This window comes from Kitasatospora sp. NPDC056651, assembly GCF_042792155.1.
In the GTDB taxonomy this organism is placed as follows: domain Bacteria; phylum Actinomycetota; class Actinomycetes; order Streptomycetales; family Streptomycetaceae; genus Kitasatospora.
The window spans coordinates 1-22,168 of sequence record NZ_JBHTWX010000015.1; the positions used below are offsets into that span (position 1 = coordinate 1).

At 74.3% G+C, this 22,168-nt stretch carries 19 protein-coding genes and 1 pseudogene; 5 read left to right on the top strand and 15 right to left on the bottom strand.

Translation table 11 applies throughout. The features are described from left to right. Positions 1 to 143: 143 nt before the first annotated feature. Entirely contained in the window at positions 144 to 950 is an 807-nt protein-coding gene (locus ACFRAR_RS08780) for an IclR family transcriptional regulator (protein WP_380696317.1), read from the bottom strand. 325 nt (positions 951 to 1,275) lie between these two features. On the opposite strand from ACFRAR_RS08780, the gene ACFRAR_RS08785 reads away from it, so the two are divergent. The 3 genes from ACFRAR_RS08785 to ACFRAR_RS08795 all read left to right on the top strand — a co-directional run bounded on the left by ACFRAR_RS08785 (position 1,276) and on the right by ACFRAR_RS08795 (position 4,681). Beyond that, the gene (locus ACFRAR_RS08785) at positions 1,276 to 2,586 is read left to right on the top strand and encodes an extracellular solute-binding protein (protein ID WP_380696319.1); all 1,311 of its coding nucleotides are present in this window, start codon (positions 1,276 to 1,278) and stop codon (positions 2,584 to 2,586) included. 233 nt (positions 2,587 to 2,819) lie between these two features. Continuing rightward, positions 2,820 to 3,797, top strand: a complete 978-nt coding sequence (locus ACFRAR_RS08790; RefSeq protein WP_380696321.1) for a carbohydrate ABC transporter permease — start codon at positions 2,820 to 2,822, stop codon at positions 3,795 to 3,797. Next, a complete protein-coding gene (locus ACFRAR_RS08795; RefSeq protein ID WP_380696323.1) occupies positions 3,794 to 4,681 on the top strand; it encodes a carbohydrate ABC transporter permease in 888 nt (295 codons plus the stop codon). The genes ACFRAR_RS08790 and ACFRAR_RS08795 overlap by 4 nt, the downstream gene beginning before the upstream one ends. Before the next feature lie 133 nt (positions 4,682 to 4,814). Here ACFRAR_RS08795 and ACFRAR_RS08800 read toward each other — a convergent pair whose 3' ends face one another. Together ACFRAR_RS08800 and ACFRAR_RS08805 are read right to left on the bottom strand one after the other, a co-directional pair. Further along, the gene (locus ACFRAR_RS08800; RefSeq protein WP_380696325.1) at positions 4,815 to 5,573 is read right to left on the bottom strand and encodes a VOC family protein; all 759 of its coding nucleotides are present in this window, start codon (positions 5,571 to 5,573) and stop codon (positions 4,815 to 4,817) included. Positions 5,574 to 5,647: 74 nt separating this feature from the next. Further along, complete coding sequence (locus tag ACFRAR_RS08805) at positions 5,648 to 6,289, bottom strand: alpha-ketoglutarate-dependent dioxygenase AlkB (protein WP_380696327.1); 642 nt, start codon at positions 6,287 to 6,289, stop codon at positions 5,648 to 5,650. 61 nt (positions 6,290 to 6,350) lie between these two features. On the opposite strand from ACFRAR_RS08805, the gene ACFRAR_RS08810 reads away from it, so the two are divergent. Then, positions 6,351 to 6,968: a hypothetical protein gene (locus ACFRAR_RS08810; protein WP_380696329.1), complete on the top strand. Its 618-nt coding sequence runs from the start codon at positions 6,351 to 6,353 to the stop codon at positions 6,966 to 6,968. 95 nt (positions 6,969 to 7,063) lie between these two features. Next, the gene (locus ACFRAR_RS08815) at positions 7,064 to 7,582 is read left to right on the top strand and encodes a universal stress protein (protein WP_380696331.1); all 519 of its coding nucleotides are present in this window, start codon (positions 7,064 to 7,066) and stop codon (positions 7,580 to 7,582) included. Between the two features lie 7 nt (positions 7,583 to 7,589). On the opposite strand, the gene ACFRAR_RS08820 is transcribed toward ACFRAR_RS08815, so the two are convergent. From ACFRAR_RS08820 to ACFRAR_RS08875, 12 genes and pseudogenes are all read right to left on the bottom strand, one after another. Continuing rightward, on the bottom strand, positions 7,590 to 9,206 hold the full coding sequence (locus ACFRAR_RS08820; protein ID WP_380696333.1) for an amidohydrolase: 1,617 nt from the start codon (positions 9,204 to 9,206) through the stop codon (positions 7,590 to 7,592). Then, the gene (locus tag ACFRAR_RS08825) at positions 9,203 to 10,045 is read right to left on the bottom strand and encodes a PaaX family transcriptional regulator C-terminal domain-containing protein (protein WP_380696335.1); all 843 of its coding nucleotides are present in this window, start codon (positions 10,043 to 10,045) and stop codon (positions 9,203 to 9,205) included. Before ACFRAR_RS08825 ends, ACFRAR_RS08820 begins: the two co-directional genes overlap by 4 nt. Before the next feature lie 205 nt (positions 10,046 to 10,250). Beyond that, entirely contained in the window at positions 10,251 to 11,003 is a 753-nt protein-coding gene (locus tag ACFRAR_RS08830; RefSeq protein ID WP_380696337.1) for an Asp/Glu racemase, read from the bottom strand. Between the two features lie 16 nt (positions 11,004 to 11,019). Then, positions 11,020 to 11,913 (bottom strand): fumarylacetoacetate hydrolase family protein, encoded by an 894-nt coding sequence (locus tag ACFRAR_RS08835; RefSeq protein WP_380696339.1) that lies wholly within the window; start codon positions 11,911 to 11,913, stop codon positions 11,020 to 11,022. A gap of 17 nt (positions 11,914 to 11,930) precedes the next feature. Continuing rightward, the gene (locus ACFRAR_RS08840) at positions 11,931 to 13,073 is read right to left on the bottom strand and encodes a cupin domain-containing protein (RefSeq protein ID WP_380696341.1); all 1,143 of its coding nucleotides are present in this window, start codon (positions 13,071 to 13,073) and stop codon (positions 11,931 to 11,933) included. Further along, positions 13,070 to 14,041, bottom strand: coding sequence for a carbon-nitrogen hydrolase family protein (locus ACFRAR_RS08845; protein WP_380696343.1), 972 nt, complete (start codon positions 14,039 to 14,041; stop codon positions 13,070 to 13,072). Before ACFRAR_RS08845 ends, ACFRAR_RS08840 begins: the two co-directional genes overlap by 4 nt. 3 nt (positions 14,042 to 14,044) lie before the next feature. Beyond that, positions 14,045 to 16,402, bottom strand: coding sequence for an FAD-dependent monooxygenase (locus tag ACFRAR_RS08850; RefSeq protein WP_380696345.1), 2,358 nt, complete (start codon positions 16,400 to 16,402; stop codon positions 14,045 to 14,047). After that, complete coding sequence (locus ACFRAR_RS08855) at positions 16,399 to 16,782, bottom strand: acyl-CoA thioesterase (RefSeq protein WP_380696483.1); 384 nt, start codon at positions 16,780 to 16,782, stop codon at positions 16,399 to 16,401. Before ACFRAR_RS08855 ends, ACFRAR_RS08850 begins: the two co-directional genes overlap by 4 nt. A gap of 45 nt (positions 16,783 to 16,827) precedes the next feature. Then, positions 16,828 to 18,426, bottom strand: a pseudogene (locus ACFRAR_RS08860) (AMP-binding protein); the annotation flags it as partial. 498 nt (positions 18,427 to 18,924) lie between these two features. Continuing rightward, the gene (locus ACFRAR_RS08865; RefSeq protein ID WP_380696347.1) at positions 18,925 to 19,968 is read right to left on the bottom strand and encodes a hypothetical protein; all 1,044 of its coding nucleotides are present in this window, start codon (positions 19,966 to 19,968) and stop codon (positions 18,925 to 18,927) included. Positions 19,969 to 20,208: 240 nt separating this feature from the next. Continuing rightward, complete coding sequence (locus tag ACFRAR_RS08870; protein ID WP_380696349.1) at positions 20,209 to 20,850, bottom strand: hypothetical protein; 642 nt, start codon at positions 20,848 to 20,850, stop codon at positions 20,209 to 20,211. A gap of 132 nt (positions 20,851 to 20,982) precedes the next feature. Continuing rightward, positions 20,983 to 21,996, bottom strand: coding sequence for a zinc-dependent alcohol dehydrogenase (locus ACFRAR_RS08875; RefSeq protein ID WP_380696351.1), 1,014 nt, complete (start codon positions 21,994 to 21,996; stop codon positions 20,983 to 20,985). Positions 21,997 to 22,168 lie beyond the last annotated feature (172 nt).

A 22,168-nucleotide genomic window follows, 5' to 3' on the forward strand; every position in this document is an offset into this window, starting at 1 on the left:
GGTGCCTCCCTCCCCCCTACAAAGTTCATTGGGGTCTCGCCCGGGCCCCGGGGCCGTCCCCCCCCCGCGTGGGCGGGGGCCGGCCCCGTTTCTCGGGGCCCCGCCCCCCTTCCGCGTTCCCGGGAGCGGGGGTTGCCGGGCGTTCAGGACGGCTGGCGGTCGGAGCCCAGTTCGCGCGAGATCCGCAGGCCGACCTGGGCGACCACCGGGCCGAGGGCGCGGACCCGGGCGGCCGTCATCCGTGAGGTGAGGCCGGAGACGGACAGGGCGGCGGTCACCTCGCCGGTGTGGTCGAAGATCGGGGCGGCGACGCAGCGCACCTCGGGCTCGTTCTCCCGGTCGTCGATCGAGTAGCCGCGGGCGCGGATGCGGGCGAGGTCGGCGCGCAGCCGGGGTTCGTCGGAGATGGTCCAGGTGGTGACCGGGCGCAGCCCGGCCGCGACCACCTCGGCGACGGCCTCCTCGGGCAGCCAGGCGAGGATCGCCTTTCCGGTGGCGGTGCAGTAGGCGGGGGCCCGGCTGCCGACCCGGGAGGCCATCCGGACGTTGGTCTCGTCCTCGACCTTGTCCAGGTAGACGATCCCGGGGGCCTGCCAGACGGTCAGGTGGACGGTCTCGCCCGCCTCCCGCTGGAGCCGGCGCAGGTGCTCGGCGGCGACGGTGCGCAGGTCGAGGGTGGTCAGGTAGGCCTGGCCGAGCCGCAGCGAGCCGTGGCCGAGCCGGAACCAGCCGGTCTCGCGGTCCCGATCGAGCAGGTGCTCGTCCAGCAGGGGGCCGGCCAGTCGCAGCACCGTGCTCTTGTTGAGGCCGAGTCCGTCGGCGAGCTGGGCGAGCGGGACGCCGCGCCGGTCGCTGTGGTCGCGGACGTAGCCGAGGACGGCGAGCGCGCGGCGCAGCGAGGAGGACTGGTTGCGTTCGGTCGCGGGTTTCTTGGGCGCCGTCTCCGTCATGGGTCCGTTCCCTGATGTTGTTCTGCCGGTGTTCCCCCGCGTGTCGGCGGGGGTTGTCAGAACGTACCTGTTCGCGGCCGGATCGCCGCATCTTCGATACAACGTTGTGCAGTGCAAAACTTCGCCAACCCCCTCTTGTTGGCGCCGATCGCCCCCGCCTAACGTCCCTGCCATCGAGCAGGCGACGACGCCCCACCCGAGCGCTACGCCCTGCCGTGACCCCCACCACTTCACCCACCATCGGCCCCGGTCAGGGCCTGCTTCGACGTGCTCGCCCCCGCGGCGCACGTCTCGGCGGCAGCTGTCGGGAGGGGAGGTTCCCACCATGCGACTCATCGGACGGACCGCCGCAGCTGTCGTGCTCGCCGCCGGCTGCCTGGCCGCCACCGCCTGTGCTCCCGGCACCGCCGCGCCGGCGAGCGACAAGGCCGGCGACGACCGGACCGGCACCCTACAGGTCTGGCTGTACAACGAGGCGGGCAACGCGGCCAAGGAGGCCGTGATCGCCAAGGCCGTGACCGAGTTCCAGTCCTCCCACCAGGGCGTCACCGTCAACGTCAGCTACATCGACACCGACGCCTCGGCCCGCGCGGCCAAGATGAAGGGCGCCTTCAACGACCCGAACAGCGCCCCCGACCTGGTCGAGTTCGGCAACACCGACCTGCCCGGCTACGTCGCCGCCGGCGGCCTCGCCGACATCACCGCCGACCTGGACAAGTGGCAGGACAAGGGCGACCTCGACCCGGCGATCGCCAAGACCTCCGTGGTCGACGGCAAGACCTACGGCCTGCCCTGGTGGGTCGGCGTGCGGGCGCTGTACTACCGTACCGACCTGTTCACCGAGGCCGGCCTCACCCCGCCGACCTCGTACGACGAGCTCGTCGCCGCCACCCAGAAGATCCACGGCGCGCACCCGGACACCTTCGGCATCGCGGTCGGCGGCAAGTACACCTTCGCCGCGCTGCCCTTCGTCTGGGACGCGGGCGGCGACATCGCCACCCAGGACGGCTCGAAGTTCAAGGCGGCGATCGACTCGCCGGCCTCGCAGGCCGGGATCAAGCGCTACACCGACCTGTTCGGCCCGGACGGCTGCCCCGCCCAGCAGTGCGCGGACCTGACCGGCGGCAAGACCGTCGACCTGTTCGCCGCCGGCAAGTCGGCGATGGCGGTGCTGCTCAACTCCAACCGCGGCAAGGTCGACGCGGGCGCCGTCAAGGGCAAGTACGGCGTCGTGCCGCTGCCCGGCGCGAAGCCCGGCTCGATCGCCCCGGCCTTCGCCGGCGGCAACAACCTGGGCGTGATGAAGGCGGCCAAGCACCGCACGCTGGCCGTCGAGTTCGCCGAGCTGCTGGCGAGCCCCACGTACCAGGAGCAGATGTACGACGCGATGGGCAACCTGCCGACGCTGAAGTCCGTCAGCGGCAAGGTCGCGGCGAAGGACGCGTTCCTGAAGCCGTTCACCGACACCATCGCGGCCGGCACCAAGTTCGTGCCGCTCGACCAGGCGTGGGCGCAGATCGACGCCCAGGCAGTGATCCCGACGATGCTCCAGCAGGTCGTCACCGGCAAGGCGGACGTGGCCAAGGCCTCCGCCGACGCCGCCGCGCAGGTCACCTCGGCCTTCGCCGCGCACTGACGGCCGGCCGAACGCCGGCGGCGGCGCGTCCCGGGCCCCGCGTCCCGGCCACCGCGCCGCCGCCGCACCGTCGACGTCGTGCCGCAGGCACCGCGCTGCCGCGCGGCGGTGCCGCGCCGCCGTCGCACGGCTGATGCCACCGCAGGCACCGCACCGCTGGGACACACGAACCGGCCACCGGCCGCGTACCGACGGTCCCACTCCCGGTTCGTCTCAGAGAGCAGGTCCCGCACGTGTCCGTATCCACCTCGACCGCCCCGGCGCCGCCTTCCCCGCAGAGGCGCCGTGGAGGCAAGGCGCCGGCCGCACCCCCGGGCGGCCGGCGCCGGCGGCCCCCACTGCTGCTGCTCCTGCCGGCCGCCGTCATCCTGATCCCGCTGGTCGCCTACCCGATCTACCAGCTCGGCCTGCTGTCCGTCCTGGACTTCGGACAGGCCCAGGCCTCCGGTGGCGCCCCGACCTCCTTCGTCGGCTTCGGCAACTACACGAAGATCCTCGAGGACGAGCAGTTCTGGACGGTGCTGCTCCAGACCATCGGCTTCGCCGCGTTCTGCGTGGTCGCCACCCTCGCCGTCGGCGCCACCCTCGCGGTGCTGCTCACCAAGGTCGGCCGGTGGCCGCGGCTGGTGCTGACCACCGCGGCGATGGCCGCCTGGGCGGCGCCGGCGATGACCGGCTCGACGGTGTGGAGCTTCCTGTTCGACACCAACCTCGGCCTGGTCAACCACACCCTGGAGGGCCTCGGGCTCTCCGGCTTCCACGAGTTCAACTGGTTCTACGACAAGTGGACCGCGTTCCTGATCGTCGGCGCCGTGGTGGTGTGGCACTCCTACCCGTTCGTGATGGTCACCCTCTACGCGGGCATCCGGGCCATCCCGGAGGAGATCCTGGAGGCGGCCGCCCTGGACGGCGCCAACACCTGGACCACCTTCCGCCGGATCATCGCGCCGATGCTGCGGCCCATCCTGACCATCGTGGTGATCCAGTCGGTGATCTGGGACTTCAAGGTCTTCACCCAGATCTACGTGATGACCGAGGGCGGCGGCATCGCCGGCCAGAACCTGGTGCTCAACGTGTACGCGTACCAGAAGGCGTTCGCCTCCTCGCAGTACGGGCTGGGCGCGGCGATCGGTGTGATCATGCTGCTGATCCTGGTGATCCCGACGGTCCTGTACATCCGCACCCTGCGACGGACGGGGAACGAACTGTGAGCCCGGCGAACCCCCTCGCTGCCGTGAAGCCGGCCCGCAACACCCGCGGCCGGTGGCGCCTGGCCGCCAACACCGGCGCGGTCCTGCTGGCCGTGGTCACCGCCTTCCCGATCTTCTGGATGGTGCTCTCGGCCTTCAAGCCCAAGGGCGAGATCCAGTCGCTCGACCCGAAGCCGTGGACCGCCCACCCCACGCTGGAGAGCTTCCGCCAGGTGCTCAGCGTGGACGGCTTCGGCCGCTACTTCATGAACAGCCTGGTCATCGCGCTGTCGGTGGTGGTGCTGTCGGCGATCGTGGTCTTCCTGGCGGCGGTGGCCGTGACCAGGTTCCGGTTCAGGTTCCGCACCACCATCATGGTGATGTTCCTGATCGCCCAGATGATCCCGGTCGAGGCGCTGACCATTCCGCTGTTCTTCATGTTCCGCGACGCGGGGCGGTTCGCCCCCGGCATCGGACTGAACACCCTGGCCTCGCTGATCCTGGTGCAGCTGGCCTTCTCGCTGCCGTTCGGGATCTGGATGATGCGCGGCTTCGTCGCGGCGGTGCCGGCCTCGATCGAGGAGGCGGCGCAGATCGACGGCGCCAGCCGGACCCGCATCCTGTGGCGCATCCTGCTGCCGCTGGTGGCGCCGGGTCTCGCCGCGACCAGCGTCTTCTCCTTCATCGCGGCCTGGAACGACTTCGTCTTCGCCAAGACGTTCATCATCAGCGCCACCGAGAACCAGACGCTGCCCTCGGCGCTGCTGGTCTTCTTCAAGCCGGACGAGAACGACTGGGGCGGCATCATGGCGGCGTCCACGCTGATGACCGTACCGGTGCTGATCTTCTTCATCGCGGTGCAGCGCAAGCTGGTCTCCGGACTGGCCGGCGCGGTGAAGGACTGACGTCCGTCGGCCACCGGGGCCGTCGGTCACCGAGGTTCGTCGGCCACCGGGGCCGTCGGTCCGGCAGTACCCGGGAGCCCCGCCACCGTGCGGGGCTCCCGCCGTCGTCCGGGGCGCCGGATCCCCGGGCGGCTCAGGCCGCCGCCGCGCGGTCGCGGGTCGGGACGGCGACCAGCACGAACTCCGCGCCGCAGTCGTCCCGGACCAGCGCGGTGCGGCCGAACGGGGCCGGCGCGGGCCCGCTGAGCACGGTGCCGCCGAGGCCGCGCAGCCGGGCGGCCGCGCGGTCGGTGTCCTCGGTCGCGAAGTGGGCCAGCCAGCGTGCGCCGGCGCCCGGGCGGCAGGGGCCGATGCTGCACGCCGGGAGCCCGGCGACCCGGGCGAGGGTGTGGCCCGCCCGCGGCCGGTCGTAGCCGTAGCCGAAGAGCAGGCGGTAGAAGGCCCGGGCGGCGTCGGGGTCGGGTGACAGGTGTTCGTTCCAGGCGAGCGCGCCCGGCTCGTCGACCAGTCCGGCGCCGTCGATGGTGCCGGCCTGCCAGAGCCCGAAGCGGGCGCCGAGCGGGTCGACGGCCAGCGCGGCGCGGCCCTGGTCGGGCACCTCGTACGGCCCGCGGACCGGCCGCCCGCCGGCGGCCCGGACGGCGGTGGCGGTGCGCAGCGGGTCCGGGCAGGTGAGGAAGGTGGTCCAGCCGGCGGGCGGTTCGGCCGCCAGGGCCCGTTCGACGGCCGCGACCTGGGCGCCGTACCGGGTGGCCACCGCCTCGCCGGGGCCGGTCGGGACGAACTCCCAGTCGAACAGGGCGCCGTAGAAGGCCCGCGCCCGGGCGGGGTCCGGTGTGGTGAGCACGACCCAGCACGGGACCCCTGCGCGGTAGACGCCCGGTTTCGGCATGCGGCCCTCCTGGAGGGAGCCGGCGGGCCCCTCCCGCCAGCCTCCGCGTCCGGCGGGTGCGGGGCAAGCCGGGCTCAGGACACCCCGTGCGGCCGGAACTGGACGCTGATCCGGGGGCCCACCGGGCGGGCCGTCTTGGGGACGGCGTGCTCCCAGGTGCGCTGGCAGGTGCCGCCCATCACCACCAGGTCGCCGTGGCCGAGCGGATGGCGGACGACCGCAGCGCCACCGTTCCGGGGGCGCAGTGCCAGGACGCGCGGCTCGCCGACGGAGAGGATCGCCACCATGGTGTCCTCGCGGGCACCGCGTCCGATCCGGTCGCCGTGCCAGGCGACGCTGTCCCGGCCGTCCCGGTAGTAGCAGAGGCCGAGGGTGCGGAACGGCTCGCCCAGCTCCTCGGCGTAGTGCCGGCTCAGCAGCTCCCGGGCCCGGCCGAGGACCGGGTGCGGCGGCTCGGCCCGCGCCGGGTAGGAGGCCAGCAGGCGCGGGACGTCGACCGTCCGCTCGTACATCTCGCGGCGTTCGGCCCGCCAGGGCACCGTGGTGGCCAGCTGTTCGAACAGTTCGTCCGCTCCGTGCAGCCAGCCCGGCAGCAGGTCCAGCCAGGCGCCGTCACTGAGCGGCCGGCGCCGCAGGCCGTCGAGGGGACCGAGGCGGACGCCGTCGCGGTCCGCGTCGTCGAACAGCGAGGGCTGGAGGTGGACGGTGCCGTGCATGGGCCCAGGGTACGCCCATATTCGAACACCTGATCGAACAGAAAGGTTCTAGGCTGCGGTCATGGCGATCAACGGCTTCGGGATCACCGAGTTCCAGCTGGTACTGCTGCGTCGGATGGCCGACTTCCAGCCCGGACTGGTCGAGGAGGCGGTGCGACGGCTCGGCGCCACCCGCGCCTCGATGCGGGAGGCGAACAAGCGCTGGCAGGCGATGGTCCGCGCGCCCGGGTTCCCGCGCGGCGCCGCCCGGTACGCCGCCGTGCTCGGGCCCGCCGAGGCGAGCGTGGAGCGCCGGATCGGGGATCTCGCCTGCACCGCGCGGCAGTGGGCGCTGCCGCTCTGGCCCGAGCTGCGCTTCGAGATCCTGCTCGGCCCGGCCGGGAGCGGCGGACCGCTGCTGAACGAGTGGCTGGTGCGGGCGGCCGGCCACCCGGGGCCCGTGCTGCGCACACCGGCCGACCTCGCGCCGTGGAGCTGCGTGGTGGGTGACGTCGGGGCCGCCTTCCCGTCGGCCGTGCCGAGGGAGGGGAGCGCCCCGACCAGGTTCCGGCTGGACTTCGCGGCGCCGGGTGCCGACGGGCGGCCGCGCTCCTGGGCGGCCGACTTCACCTGGGGGCTGCTCCAGGAGGTCAGGGAACTGGACGGCCAGGGCATGGATATTCCGGCCGATGCAAGGTGATATTCAGTGAATGCCTTTGATTTGCAGGTCCCGGAGGGGGTGTGACAACATAATCGCAGACATTGAAGAGATCTGGCATCGGAAAGCGAAGGATCATGTCGGACGGCGCGCGCGTCATCGTCGGAGTCAGCGGATCACTGCACAGCCTGACCGCCCTGCACCGGGCGGCGGAGGAGGCCAGGGCCCGGCAGGCCGTTCTGGTCCCGGTGCTCGCCTGGACGCCGGTCGGCGGCGAGCGCAACTACCGCGCCCGGCCGTGCCCGCCGCTGCTGCGCGCCTGGCAGGAGCTCGCCGAGGCGCGGATGGAGGGCGCGCTGGAGCAGGCCTTCGGCGGCCTGCCGATCGGGGCGCCGGTCCGGCCGCTGGTCGTGCGCGGCGAGGCCGCGACGGTGCTGACCGCTCTCGCCGACCGGCCGGGCGACCTGCTGGTCGTCTCCACCGGCGCGCAGGGCGGCCTGCGGGCCGGGCTGCGCGGGCTGCTGCGCCGCTCCGTCGCCCGGCGCTGCCTGGCCCGGGCCCGCGGTGGGGTGCTCGTCGTCCCGCCGTCCACACTGCACGAGGACCTGCGGGCGCTGCACCGCGGCATCGACCTGCGGGAGCTCGCCGCGGCCTGACGGAGCGTCAACCGCCGTGGGTGGTAAGCCCGCCGACGATCGTCCGGGTGGGCAGCAGATCGCGCAGCGCGCCCGCCGGGCAGTCCAGCGGATCGAGCGGCCACACCGTGAGGTCGGCGAGCGCTCCCGGGCGCAGGCTGCCGCGCACGGCGCTCTCGCCGGTCAGCCGGGCCGCGTTCACGGTGTGCAGCACGACCGCCTCGGCCCGGCCGATCGCGTGCTCCGGGCCGACCACCCCGGCGGTGGTGCCCCGGGTCGTCATGCCCCACACCGACACCATCGCGCCGTACGGGCCGACCGGGAAGTCCGAGCCGCCGGTGAGCAGCGCTCCCTCGTCCAGCCACTCGCGCAGCGGGAAGAGTGCGGCGGTGCGCTCCTTGCCCCAGGCCCGCTGCTGGGCGAGCGCGCCGTCGTGCAGCAGCGGATGCTGGACCGTCACCGGGACGCCGAGCGCGATGGCCCGGGCCCGCTGCGCGGGACGGGCCAGGCCGCCGTGCTCGACCACCAGGGTGCCGGGCGGCAGGCCGGGATGACGCTCCAGAACCCGCTCGAAGACGTCCAGCAGGACGCGCAGGCCCCGGTCGCCCCAGGCGTGCACGCCGACCCGCCAGCCGCGCCCGACCACCCGCTCCACCGCCGCGAGCAGTTCGGCCGGTTCCCAGAGCAGCCGGCCGTGGTAGCACGGCTGCCCCTGGTACGGCTCCTCCAGCGCGCCCGCCTCGAAACCGCCGTCGATGCCGAACTTGACACCCCACAGGCACAGTTCGTCGTCGTCCCGGCCGGCTCCGCGCCACGCATCCATCCGCTCCAGCAGCGCGTCCACCTGCTCGGGCGTACGGGCGGCGAAGCCGGACACCAGGGCCCGGACCCGGACGGCGAGCGCCCCCTCGGCCCGGGCGGCGTCCAGGACGTCGAGGTCCTCGACCGGGACCAGGCAGTCGCGGACGGTGCCGATCCCGGTGGCGGCGAAGGCGGCGGAGGCCGCGCGCAGGCCCTCGATCCGCTCGACGGGGGTGGGGCGCGGCAGCACCCGCTCGACCAGCTCCACCGCCCGGTTGACCAGTCGGCCGGTGAGCCGCCCGTGCTCGTCGCGCTCGATCACGCCGCCGGGCGGAGCCTCGGTGGCCTCGGTGATCCCGGCCAGCCGCAGTGCCGCCGAGTTGAGCACCATGTTGTACGCGCCGCGCCGCACCAGCACCGGGTGCGCGGCGGTGGCCGCGTCCAACTCCGCGATGGTGGGCATCCGTTGCTCGGCCAGCAGCACCTCCTGCCAGTTGACCGTGGTGTGGATCCACTCCCCGGCCGGGGTGCGGGCGGCGCGCTCGCGGATCAGGCCGAGGAACCCGGGGAGGTCGCGGGCCCGGTGGACCGGCACGCCGTGGACGCTCAGGGCCGCCAGCACCAGGTGGGTGTGGGTGTCGTCGAAGGCGGGCAGCACCGTCGAGTCCGGGGCGTCCACCACCTCGGTGTCCGGCCCGATCAGGGCGTCCAGCCCGTCGGGCGCGGGGGAGAGGGCCGTGATCCGGCCGCCGGTGACGGCGATCGCGCGCTGCGGCGGTTCGCCGGGCACCAGGGTGTGCACGGCGGCGGCGCGGATCAGCAGCTCGGCGGCGGGTTCGGTCATCGTGGCTCCTGGGCGTGGGACTGTCCGGTGACCTTCTCGACGTATCGAAGGCTGGGCCCGGCGAGCAGTCCGTGCAACTCGGTGAACACGGCACGGGCCGGTACCGCGTTCCAGTCGGCGGGCAGCAGCTGTGCGGGCAGCCCCGGGTCCAGGTACGGCAGCCGGCGCCACTGGGTGAGCATCGGCACGTAGTCGCGGAACGCCTCGGCAGGGTCGACCGGCGAGCGTCCGCGCAGCTCCTCGGCGGCCGGGCGCCAGGCTCCGTCGAAGGCCTCGTACTGCGCCTCGATCGCCGGGAGGTCCCACCAACTCGCCACCGCCGTCCGGAGATCGGCGAAACCGGCGTACTCGGCGGAGAGGAACAGGTGGACGTAGGCGCTCAGTCCGAGCCGGTCCAGCAGTCGACGGGCGTCCGGCAGCAACCGGGCCGGCGCCAGCCAGACCCCGGGGGCGGCGTTGCCGAAGCCGAGCCAGCTCAGCCGGGAGCGCAGCTGGTGGCGGTGGGCGCGGGCGGACTCGGGGACGGAGAAGACCGCCACCACCCAGCCGTCGGCGAGCTCGGCGGGCTCCAGGCTGTGGAAGATCCGCCGGTCGCCCTCCTCGAAGACCGGCTCCATCGCCGGGGCGAGCCGGTAGCCGGTTCCGGCGCGGCGCTCCTGGAGCAGCGTGCCCGCCTTCTTCAGCCGGGACGTCGCGGAGCGGACGGCCGGGCCGTCGACGTCCAGTTCGGCCAGCAGCGCGATCAGGTCGGCGATGGATATCCAGCCGCCGAGGGGGCGGACGAACTCGCCGTAGACGGTGTGGATCAGGGAGCTGGGCCGGGCGGTGCTGTCGGGCATGCGCGGGCCCTCCTCCCCGTCGGTGGTGGCGATCATAACGAGAGTGCCGGTCCGAGGGCGCGGGTTCCTGCGTTTCCAAGGAACCCGGGCCGCTGCGCACAGGCCCTGTGTGGTGGCTCCACGGGAAGGCTCCACGTGAAAGACCCATGGGAAGGCCCCACGGGAGAGCCCCACGGGCCCCACGCGAGGGCCCCACGCGAGAGCCCTACGCGTAGGCGCCGGAGAGCAGGTGCCCGGCGCCGGGGGCGAAGGCGGGCAGGCCGAGGGCCCGCAGGAGCTGGTGGGTGGTGCAGACGGCGGCCGAGACCACCGGCTTGCCCAGCTGCTGCTCGGCCTCCTCGACGGCCGACAGCGAGGGCAGCTGCACACAGGCCGAGAGCACCACGGCGTCCGCCTCGGCGTGGGCCAGCCCGCGGGCGATCGCGGGCAGCCGGGCCGGGTCGTGGGCGGCCACGTCGAGATTGTCGGCGATCTCCAGGGCGGCGTGGTCGAGCACCTCGATGCCCTCCGCGGCGAGGTACTCGACCACCGTCCGGGCCAGTGGCCGCAGGTACGGGGTGACCATGGCGACCTTCGCCGCCCCGAGTTCGCGCAGCCCGGCGACCAGCGCGCCGGCACTGGTGACCACGGGCGCGGGGGCGCCGTTCCGGACGGTGCGCAGGTGCAGTCGCCGCTCGGCGTCCCGGTGGTAGCCGTGGCCGGTGGCCATCACGGCGACCAGGCAGGCGTAGCCGATCACGTCCATCCGGGCGTCCGAGAGCTCGTCGGCGCAGCGGTCGGACTCGGCGTCCATGGCGCGCAGCTGCTCGGGGGTGACCCTGGTCATCCGCATCCGGCTGGAGTGGAAGGTGAACCGTTCGGGGGCGACCGTCTCGCGGGCCCGCAGCAGGGCGGGGACCTCGGTCTCCATGGTCACGTTGGAACTCGGGACGATCTGGCCGATCCGGTAGGTGGTCATCGGGGCCGGACTCCTCTCAGCGGGCGTCGATCACCGGGTTGGCGAGCGTGCCGATCCGCTCGATGGTGGCCTCGACCAGGTCACCCGGCTGGAGGAACTGCGGGGGCACCATCCCGGCGCCGACGCCCGAGGGGGAGCCGGTGGCGATCACGTCGCCCGGTTCCAGGGTGGCGCCGGAGGAGATGTCGGCGATCAGCCGGGCGACGCCGAACAGCATGTGGCGGGTGTTGGAGTCCTGCCGCGGTTCGCCGTTGACCTTCAGCGAGAGGTCGAGCCGCTGCGGGTCCGGGATCTCGTCGGCGGTGACCACGACCGGGCCGAACGGCGCGTAGCTGTCCTGCCCCTTGGAGAAGAACCACTGCCCGGAGCGGCGCTGGTCGCGGGCGCTGATGTCGTTGACGATGCTGTAGCCGAACACGTGCCGCAGCGCGTCCGTCTCGGCCACCCGGAAGGCGGGCGCGCCGATCACCACGGCGAGTTCGCACTCCCAGTCGAGCTGCTTGGTGAGGTCGGCGTTGTGCAGGATGGGCTCGCCCGGGCCGGTGACGGCGGTCGAGGGCTTGCCGAACAGCACCGGCCGGTCGGGCAGTTCGCGGTCGGTGTCCAGGGTGCGGTGGGACTCGGCCACGTGCTCGACGTAGTTGAGCCCGACGCCGACGATCTTGCCCGGGCGCAGCGGCGCGCACAGCGAGACCTCGGCGAGCGGCCGGCCGGCCGGGGCCGCGGCGAGCAGTTCGCGGGCGGTGGTCAGGGCCGGTTCCCCGGCGCGGATCAACCCGAGGAGATCGGTGGGGATCCGGACGCCGGAGGCGGTGGCCAGGGTGGTCAGGTCGGCGATCCGGTCGCCGTCGAGCCGGGCACCGAGACGGGGGGTGGGATCGCCGTCGGCGCGGTAGGTCAGCAGGTGCATGGTGGTGGGGCTCCTGGTCAGACGGTCGTGGTGGGCTGCTGCTGTCCGTCCGGGTGGGCCTCTTCGCGGTGGAGGCCGAGCGAGTGGATCAGCGGGAAGTCGTCGAAGGAGAACAGGCAGGCGTCCTCGCTCCGGTCGAGGTTCGCGTGTTCGTGCCAGGCCCAGGACGGGACGACGAAGACGTCCCCCTGCCGCCATGCGAAGCGCTGCCCGGCGATCACCGAGACGCCGTGCCCCTTGGCCGCCGTGTAGACCACCGAGCCGGTGTGCCGGTGGGCGCGGGTGGCCTGGCCCGGGCGCAGCAGTTGCAGGTGGGTGGACATGGTCGGCATCACCGGGCCGCCGGTGACCGGGTTGGTGTACTCCATGATCACGCCGTCGTAGGGCGAGCCCTCGGTGGCGCGGGCGAGCCGGCACAGCGCTTCGTAGCTGGGCTCCCAGGGCCAGCCGAGCAGCGGAGAGTAGGGCCGGGTCCACTTCTCGACGCCGTACGGCAGCAGGTTGCCGCCGTAGCTGAGCAGCGAGGAGTTGACGACCGGCCCCGGCCGCTGGTGGAGCTCGGGGTGGACCTCGTAGAAGTTGGCGTCGAGGGTGTTGACCAGCGGGATGTCCAGGCCGTCCTGCCAGATCACCGGGGCGTCGTCGGACTCGTTGCCGTGTTCGTGCCAGGTGTTGTTGGGGGTGATGGCGAAGTCGCGCGGGCCGACCCTGAGCTTCTGCCCGTCCACGATGGTCCAGGCGCCGGTGCCCTCGTGGACGAAGCGCAGGGCGGCGGCCTGGTGGCGGTGCGCGGTCATCGCCTCGCCCGGGCCCATGATCTGCAGGCCGGTGTACAACAGGCCGACGGCGGCGCTCAGTTCGCGACGGCCGGGGTTGACCAGCATCACCACCCGGCGCCCGGCGTCGTCGGCCTTCACCAGTGGCAGTGCCTTGTGCACCAGGGGGCGGAGGTCGGCGTAGCGCCAGAGCGTCGGGACGGACTTCGGCTGGGGGTACCAGGGTTCGATCTCGTTCGCGACCGTCCACAGGGCGCCGGCCTGGTGCGCGGCCAACTCCTGGTAGTAGGCGATCAGTTCCGGGTTGTCGGTGACCCGGGCCCGGCCGATCCGGTCGTCGTCGTGCTCTGGGGCGCGCCCGGGGGTGCGCTCGGTGTCGGTCATGCCCTCTCCTCGGGGAGCACCAGCGGCCGCAGTGGGCGGTCGTCCACGTGCAGTCGGAAGACGTCGAAGCGGTTGTAGTGGCCGACGATGTCGTGCATCTGCTTGGGCTGGACGCAGCGCCCGAGGTCGATCTCCCCGTAGACGATGCCCTCCTCGTCGATCAGCGGCTCGGTGACGGCGCGCCCGTCCGGGCCGAAGATCCCGGACAGGGCGCTGTGCGGGCGGGAGAGTTGCTTGCGCGCCTGCGGATCGTCGCCGGCGAGCAGGTCCACCATCTCGGGCGAGATGGCGGAGGTGGAGACGACGGAGAAGACCTTCCCCTCGAAGCAGTGCGCGGCGGTGCGCAGCGCGATCGACTCCGCCATGTCGTAGTCCTCGGGGCCGACCGGCAGCGCGATGTAACAGGCGGCGTGGACGAGTTCGCCCTGTGCCAGCAGGGTGAAGCGGGCCAGCGGGTTGGTGTTCTCGCCGCAGGCCAGGGCGCCGAGCGGGCCGACGCCGGTGGGGTGCACCTTCAGGGTGCTGCCGTCGCCCTGCGCCCAGGTCAGCTTCTCGGCCCAGGTGGGCATCAACTTGCGGTGGGAGCTGAGCAGTTCGCCGTCCGCACCGATGATCAGCAGGGTGTTGTACAGCAGTCCGAGGCCGGGGCCGCCGCGCTCGTTGATCCCGATCACCAGTACCACCCCGGCCTGCCGGGCGGCGGCGCGCAGGGTGTCGACGTACGGTCCGGGGACGTCCACGGCGGCGCGGTACAGGCGCTCGAACCAGGGCGAGCCCTGCACCGGGTTCATGGTCCAGTTCCAGTACGGGTAGCCGGGGACGAAGACCTCGGGGAAGACCACCAGTTCGGCGCCGTGCCGGGCCGCCTCCTGGATCAGCGCGACGGCCTTGTCGACGGTGGCGGCCGGGTCCAGGTAGACCGGGGAGGCCTGCACGGCGGCGGCGGTGAAGCGGGGCAGGTGGAGCATCCGTCACTCCTCGGGAAGGGGTGGTGACCAGCGGCGGTGGACGGGCGCGGGCGGCTCGCGCAGCAGGTTCAGTCGCGGGGCCACCCGGTCGGCCCTCGGGCCCGGCGGTCTGCGGCTGCCCGCCCGCCAGGGCTCGGGCCAGCGGGCCCCCGGCCCGGTGTGGCCCTGTTCGGCGGCGGCGTGCAGCGTCCAGAGCGGGTCGTACAGGTGCGCCCGGCCGACCGCGACCAGGTCGGCCCGGCCGGCCAGCAGGACGGAGTCGGCGTCGTCCGGTCCGGAGATCGCGCCGACCGCGATGGTCGGCAGGCCGGTGGCGGCGCGGATCAGCTCGGCGAAGGGCGTCTGGTAGCCGCGCCCGTACGGCGGCCGCTGGTGCGCCACCACCTCGCCGGTGGAGACGTCCAGCGCGTCCGCCCCCGCCCCGGCGAGCGCGCGGCAGATCGCCACGGCCTCTTCCTCGGTGGTTCCGCCGGGCGCCCAGTCGCTCGCCGAGATCCGCACCAGCAGCGGCCGGCCGGCGGGCCAGGCGGCGCGCACCGCCGCCAGCACCTCCAGCGGCAGCCGCAGCCGGTGGGCGAGCGGGCCGCCGTAGTGGTCGGTGCGGCGGTTGGTGAGCGGGGAGAGGAAGGAGGAGAGCAGGTGGCCGTGCCCGAACTGGAGCTCCAGGGCGTCGAAGCCGGCCCGGGCGGCGCGCTCGGCCGCGGCGGCGAAGTCCGCGGTGATGGAGGCCAGTTGGATCTCGCCCGCCTCGTGCGGCACCGGGCTCCCGGCGTCCCACGGGATGGCCGAGGGGGCGATCAGCGGCCAGCCGTCGGCGAGCGGTCGCCCGATGCCGTCCGGCCCGGGGACCGCGGTGGCGCCCCGGCGGCCGGCGTGGGTCAGCTGGATGCCGACCGGGGTGTCGCTCACCGCCCGTACCGCGTCCAGGAGCCGGCGCCAGGCCGCCTCCTGGCGGTCGGCCCACAGGCCCGGGCAGCGGTCGGTGGCCCGGCCCTCGGGGCTGACCGCCGTCATCCCGGCGATGACCAGCCCCGCGCCGCCGAGCGCGTGCCCGGTCAGCTGGGCCAGGTCGAAGCCGCTGGGCAGCGCGTCGGGAGAGGTGAAGGTGGCCAGCGGGGGCACCACGACGCGGTTGCGCAGCTCCAGCGCGCCCAGTTTCAGCGGCCGGAACATCGGCGGCACCCCGGGTGAGCCGCCGGAGGCGGTCTCCACGGCGTCCACGAAGGCGGGGTCGCGGGCCCGGAGATTGCCGTAGGTGACCCGCCGGCTGCGGGTGAGCAGGTTGAAGGCGAACTGGTCGACGCCCTGTCCGGTGCGGCGCCCGATGGTCTCGAACCACTCCAGGCTGGCCTGCGCGGCGCGCTGGGTGGACTCCACCACCGGGCGCCGCTCGGCCTCGTACGCGGCCAACGCGCCCTCCAGGATGGGCTGTTCGCTCAGTGCGGCGGCCAGGGCGAGGGCGTCCTCCAGGGCCAGCTTGGTGCCCGAACCGATCGAGAAGTGCGCGGAGTGCGCGGCGTCGCCGAGCAGGACGGTGTTGCCGTGGTGCCAACTGCCGTTGCGGACCGTGGTGAAGCGGATCCACCGGGAGGCGTTGGGGATCAGCCGGTGGCCGTCCAGGTGACCGGCGAGCAGCTCGGCGCAGCGCCGCACGCTCGCCAGGTCGCTCTCGCCGCGCCCCGGCTCCCGGGCGGCGAGGGCCTCGAAGCCCGCGCGGCGCCAGGCGTCCTCGGCCATTTCGACGATGAAGGTCGAGCGGGTGGCGCTGTACGGGTAGGCGTGCACCTGGAGGACGCCGAAGTCGTACTGCTCGACGATGAAGGTGAAGGCCTCGAAGACCTTGTCGGTGGCGAGCCACATGTAGCGGCAGTGGCGCTCGTCCAGCTCCGGGCGGAAGCCCTCCGGATGGGCCGCCCGGGTGCCGGAGCGGATGCCGTCGGCGGCCACCACCAGGTCGTACTCGGCGGCCAGCCGGTCCACGGGCGGGGCCGGGCTCCGGTAGCGCACGTCCACCGCCAGTTCGGCGCAGCGCCGTCGCAGGATGGCGCGCAGCCGGTTGCGGTCCAGGGCGGCGAAGCCGTGGCCGCCGCTGGTGCGCACCTCGCCCGCGTAGCGGATGTCGATGTCGCTCCAGCGGGCGAACTCGGCGCTGATCGCGGCGAAGACGCGCGGGTCGGCCCGGGCGATGCCGTCCAGCGTCTCGTCGGAGAAGACCACGCCGAAGCCGAACTCGTCGTCCCGGCCGTCCCGTTCGAAGACGGTGATCTCCCGTTCGGGCGCCAACTGCTTGGCCAGGGCGGCGAAGTAGAGCCCGCCGGGGCCGGCTCCGACCACCGCGATCCGCCGCGCCGCCGGGGTCATGCGAGCACCTCGGGACGCTGCGGCCCGGCCTCCGAGAGCGTGCGGCGGACCTGCGCGGGCCACGGTGCGGCACCCGCGTCGTGCGCCGCCGCGTGCACCACCGACATCCGCCCGCTCGCGGCCGGTCCGTTCGGGCCGTACACCTCGAAGGCGTAGTGCAGCGAGGAGCCGCCGACCCGGACCACCCGCAGCTCGGTGCGCACCAGGTCGCCGAACCAGAGCCGCTCGCGGTAGTCGGCCTCGAAGTGCACCCGGGGTATCCGCCCGAACAGCTCGGCCAGCCCGAGCCGGCGCAGCAGCGCGGCCTCCGCCGCCTCCGCCCAGCGCTGCACGGCGGAGAAGTGGTAGTGCCCGGCGGCGTCGGTGTCGGACCACTCCACCCGGCGTTCGACGGTGATGCTGGCCGGGGTGAGCGCGGCCCGCCGCCGCAGCTCGGCGCGGTGCAGCTTGCCGGTCGCGGTGCGCGGCAGCTCGGGCACGAACTCGACCGCCCGCGGGTACTTGTACGGCGCTATGGCGTTCTTGACGTGGTCCTGGAGCGCTTTCGCCGTCTCCGGCCCGGCGGGAACGCCCTCGCGCAGCACCACGTACGCCTTGACCACCGTGCCGCGCCGCTCGTCCGGCGCGCCGACCACCGCGCAGTCGGCCACGTCGGGGTGGGCGGCCAGGGCCTGCTCCACCTCCGGCCCGGCGATGTTGTAGCCGGCCGAGACGATCATGTCGTCATGGCGGGCCTGGTACCAGAAATAGCCGTCGCCGTCCCGGACGCAGGTGTCGCCGGTGAGGTTCCAGCCGCCGCGGACGTAGTCGAGCTGGCGCCCGTCGTCCAGGTAGCGGCAGCCGGTCGGGCCCTTGACGGCGAGCATCCCGGGCTCGCCGTCCGGCACCGGGCGGCCCTGCCCGTCCAGCACCGCGGCCCGGTAGCCCGGCACGGGCCTGCCGGTGGAGCCGGGGCGGATGTCCTGGCCGGCGGCCGAGACGAACACGTGCAGCAGCTCGGTGGCGCCGATGCCGTCGATCAGTCGCTGCCCGGTGGCCGCGTGGAAGGCCCGCCAGACGGCGACGGGCAGCGGCTCGCCCGCCGAGACGCAGTGCCGTACCCCGGCCAGCCGGTCGGCCAGTCCGGCGGCCAGGATCGCCCGGTAGGCGGTCGGCGCGGTGAACAGCACGCTCACCCGGTGGCGGCGGACCTGCTCGGCGAGCTGCTCGGGGGTGGCCTGCTCCAGCAGCAGGCCGGCGGCGCCCGCCCGCAGCGGGAAGACCAGCAGGCCGCCGAGGCCGAAGGTGAAGCCGAGCGGCGGGGTGCCGGCGAAGAGGTCCTCGGGGGTGGGGCGGAGCAGATGACGGGAGAAGGTGTCGGCGATGGCGAGCACGTCGCGGTGGAAGTGCAGGGTGGCCTTGGGGCGGCCGGTGGTGCCGGAGGTGAAGGCGATCAGCGCGACGTCGTCGGCGGCGGTCGGGACGGCGGTGAAGCCGGCGGGCTTGGCGGCGCAGCGGGCGGTGAGGTCCTCGGGGCCGGGGCCGCCGAACGGCAGGACGCGCAGGCCGGGGGCGTGCGCCCGGCGCAGTTCGGCCTGGAAGCGGTGGTCGCACAGGGCGAGGACGGGCTTGGCGATGCCGTGGAGTTCGGTCAGTTCGGCGGCCCGCAGCAGCGGCATGGTGGTCACGGCCACCCCGCCGGCCTTCAGGACGCCGAGCCAACAGGCGGCCAGCCAGGGGGTGTTGGGCCCGCGAAGCAGCACCCGGTTGCCGGTGGCGAGGCCGAGGTCCTCGGTCAGCAGGCGGGCGATCCGGTCGGCGTGGTCGCGCAGTTCGCCGTAGGACCACCGCTCGGTGGCGGTGAGCAGGCAGCGGCGGTCCGGGCCGAGGCGTTCGATGGTCTCGTCGAGTAGCGCGGCGGCGCAGTTCAGGCGGTCGGGGTAGGCCAACTCCGGTATTTCGAAGAGGAGTTCGGGCCACTGATCGAAGGGCGGAAGGTGGTCTCGGCAGAACGTGTCCACGTGCGCCGAGGGGGATAGCTCCATGGGCGGGCACCTCGTCGTGCGAGCGGGAGTGAGGCCAGTATGGCGTGTTGGTGACGCCAGTCAAGGGAGCGATACATGCATTCGGGCGACGGCTCGGGGCGCTCGCCGCGCGGGGGCGGCGGATGGGGCTGGACCCACGGCCGGGTGGGTCCGGGTCCACTCCTCGGCTGAGCAGGGCGTCCGCCGCCTCCGTGCGGTGCGGAGTGGGCGCATCGGGCGGAGGCGGGGGCGGAGGCGGGGGCGAGGGGCGGCCGCGGTGACCGGGGGAGCGTGTTCGGCGGCGACCGGTTCTTCGACGCCCTGGAGCGGGTGGCCGCCGGGGAACGACCGTGGACCGGCTGTGGACCGGCCGGGGACCGGCCGTGACCGGGGTGCTGCTGTCCTGCGCCCCCGCCGACCGGCGGCTCGACCGGCTCACCGAGGGCGAGTCGCGGGTGCCGGCGCCGGCGGCGGAGGGGCTGTCCGGCCGTGCCGGCCCACCTCGACGAGCCCGGATCCTCAGGGAGTCGGGGTGGCGTCCGGGGTGCCGCCGCCCTGGGCCTGTCGGGCGCGCTCGACGAGCGGCTGGAGGAGGCCGGGGAGCAGGCCGCCCGCGAGCGACCCGTCGGGATCCTCGGCGCGCACCACCAGCAGCATGCCGCCGACCCGGGCCAGCGTCACCGCCGACGAACCCCGGGTGCGGGCGGCGCTCTGGTCGCCGATCCCGGGCAGGGGCGCCGTCGGCTCGGCCCCGGGGGTGCGGCCGAGCGTGGTGGCGAAGGCCTGCGCGGCCGTTTCGGGGGAGTCGAAGGTGACCGCGTCGAGCGCCAGGCGGTGGCCGTGGGGCGCCGTGAACGTCACGGTGGCGTAGGAGAGTTGCCGGTCGCAGGAGTTCGGCAGCAGACACGGCACGGGGCCGTCCTGGCCCGTTCCCGACGCCGGTCCGCGCTCCACCTGCCAGCCGGGCAGCGGCGGTGCCTGCGGCAGTACGTCGCGCGTCAGCGCCGGGTCGCGCGGCACCGGAGCGGCGTGTGCCAGGTCCGGCCCGCCCGGCTTCAGCAGCGGGCGCGAGCCCAGGTGGATGCCGAGTGCGACCAGCGCGGCGACCAGCACCAGGGAGAGTGCCACCAGGATCCCGGCGCTGCCCCGGCGGGCGGTGACCGCCCGGGCGGCCGGGGCGGTCCGCAGCTGGACGGTGGCCGGGCTCCCGGGCGATGGTGGCGGGGACGATGATGGCGGCGGGGACGGCGGGCCGGTCCGCAGCTGGACGGTGACGGGTTCGCTCCGCAGCTGGACGGTCGGCGGGTCGGCCGGCTTCCCGAGTCCGGTGGTGGCCAGGTACTGCGCGAACGCCGGGTCGGAGCCCAGCAGTTGCGCCACCGCGGCGGCTAGCAGCGCCCGGGCCCGCAGGTCCCCCGGGCTCGCCTCCGCCGCCGCCAGCGCCCGGGCCCCCTCCGGCACCATCCGCAGCCGGGCCCGCAGCACGTTCGCCACCGCCCGGTGCGGTCCGTCGCCCAGCAGCGCCGCCACCGCGTCCGGTGTCAACCCCCGGCCGTCCCCCATGGCAACTCCCCTTGCCGTCCGGTCGTTTCCCCAACGATCGCGCACCGTCGGCCACTTCGTACCCACGCCGAACGGAACGGAGACGCAATCGCGACCGCTTCCGGACATGGACGGGTGGGGCGGCGGGTCAGCCCTCGGGCCGGCCGGCGTCGAAGTGCGGAGCGGGCCGCCGGGCCCGTCCCTGCGGCTTCTCGATCAGAGCGTCGTCGTCCGCCGCCCGGGCGCGGGCATCCGAGCCGGTCAGCGTGTGGAGCCCGGGGCCGGTCGCGTTTCGCGGGCCAGTGCGGCGATGGCCTCCGGCGGCAGGGCCGGGTTGCCGGCGGCTCCACGGCGGACCCGGACGTCGTCGTCGGCCAGCAGCGCCGCCAGCCGCTCCGGCGGTGCGGCCTCGTTGCTCGCGACCCACGACCGCACCTCGGCCTCCGGGTGCCGGGCGAGCCGGGCCAGCAGGTCCGGGTGGGTGGTGTGGCAGCCGAGTTCGACCGCCACCTCGGTCTCCGTGTCCGCGGCCAGCAGGTCGGCGGCCTCGTCGGGCAGCCCGGGGCAGGAGGCGAGCAGCCTCCGGACGTACCGGTCCGGGTGCCGGGCCAGCCGCTCGGTCCAGGCGAGGTCCCCGCGTCCCTCGCCCAGCAGAGCGAGTGCGACGGTCGGGTGGACGGCGGGGTCGACATCCGCCGCGTGCAGCAGGCCGCCGTGGGCGAGCCGGACGGCGGTGTCCTCGTCGCGTCCGGCGAGCCGGCGGACCTGCTCGGGTGCGAGGTCCGGCCGGTCCGCGAGGGCGAGGGCCGGCTCCTCGTCGGCGTCGGCGGCATCGAGGAGCCGTGCGAGCTGGTCGGGCGGCAGCGCGGGGTTGCGGGCGACGGCGTACAGCGGGGACGTCATCCGGGCATGCTGCCCGCCACCCGGCCGGGTCTGCCATCGGATTACCGGCGGAGCGCGGTCGGCGGGCGCGGTCGGTCGGTGCGGTGGGCCGGTGCGGTCGGTGCGGTGGGCCGGTGCGGTCGGTGCGGTGGGTCAGCGCAGGTCGAAGACCAGGCGGGCGGAGACCTTGCCGCTCAGCACCTCCTCGAAGCAGTCGTTCACGTCCTCCAGCCGGCGGGTCTCGCGGATCACCCGGGTGCGGCCGAGCGCGTGCAGCCGGAAGACCTCGGCGAGGTCCTCGCGGGTGCCGACGATCGAGCCGATCACCTTGGTGCCGTTCAACACGGTCTCGAAGACCGGGAGTTCGAGCTTGCCGCCGGCGGGGAGGGCGACCAGGACGAGGGTGCCGCCGCGGTGCAGGGCGCCGTAGGCGGCCTGGAAGGAGGCGTTGCTGACGGCGAGGGCGATCGCCGCGTGGGCCCCGCCGAGCGCCTGGACCTCGGCGGCGACGTCCTGGGTGCGGGCGTCGAGCACGTGGTCGGCGCCGAGCTCGCGGGCCAGGGCGAGCTTGTCGTCGGTGACGTCGACCGCGATCGTCTCGGCGCCGGAGATCCGGGCGTACTGGAGGGCCAGGTGGCCGAGCCCGCCGATGCCGGAGACCAGCACCCGGGTGCCGGGCCGGGTGCCCGAGACCTTGAGCGCCTTGTAGGTGGTGACGCCCGCGCAGGACAGCGGCGCGGCGTCCAGCGGGTCGATGCCGTCCGGGACGGGGGCGACGTAGTCGCCGTGCGCGAGCGCGTACTCGGCGTACCCGCCGTCCACCGAGTAGCCGCTGTTGTGCTGTTGCAGGCAGAGCGTCTCCCAGCCGGAGACGCACTGGTCGCAGCGTCCGCAGGCGTCCGCGAGCCAGGGGATGGCGACCCGCTCGCCGACCCGGACGTGCCGGACCCGCGGGCCGGCCGCCTCGACGATGCCGACGCCCTCGTGCCCCGGGACGAACGGCGGAGTGGGCTTGACCGGCCAGTCGCCGCGGGCGGCGTGGATGTCGGTGTGGCAGAGGCCGGAGGTCTCGATCCTGACGCGTACCTGGTGTGCGGCAGGCTCCGGTACCGGTCGGTCGTCGATGGTCAGGGGGGCGGTGAAGTCGTGGACGACGGCGGCCTTCATGTTCTGCTCCCTCTCCCTCGGGCGTACGGGGCATGCGGGGCATGCGGGCGTACGGGTGGGTACCGCGGGGGGGGGGGGGGGGGGGGCCCCCCCCCCCCCCCCCACCCCATAGGGGCGAGACCCCCCACCACCGAGGGCCGCAAGCAGATTAACCCCAGAGGAAGAGCCGCCA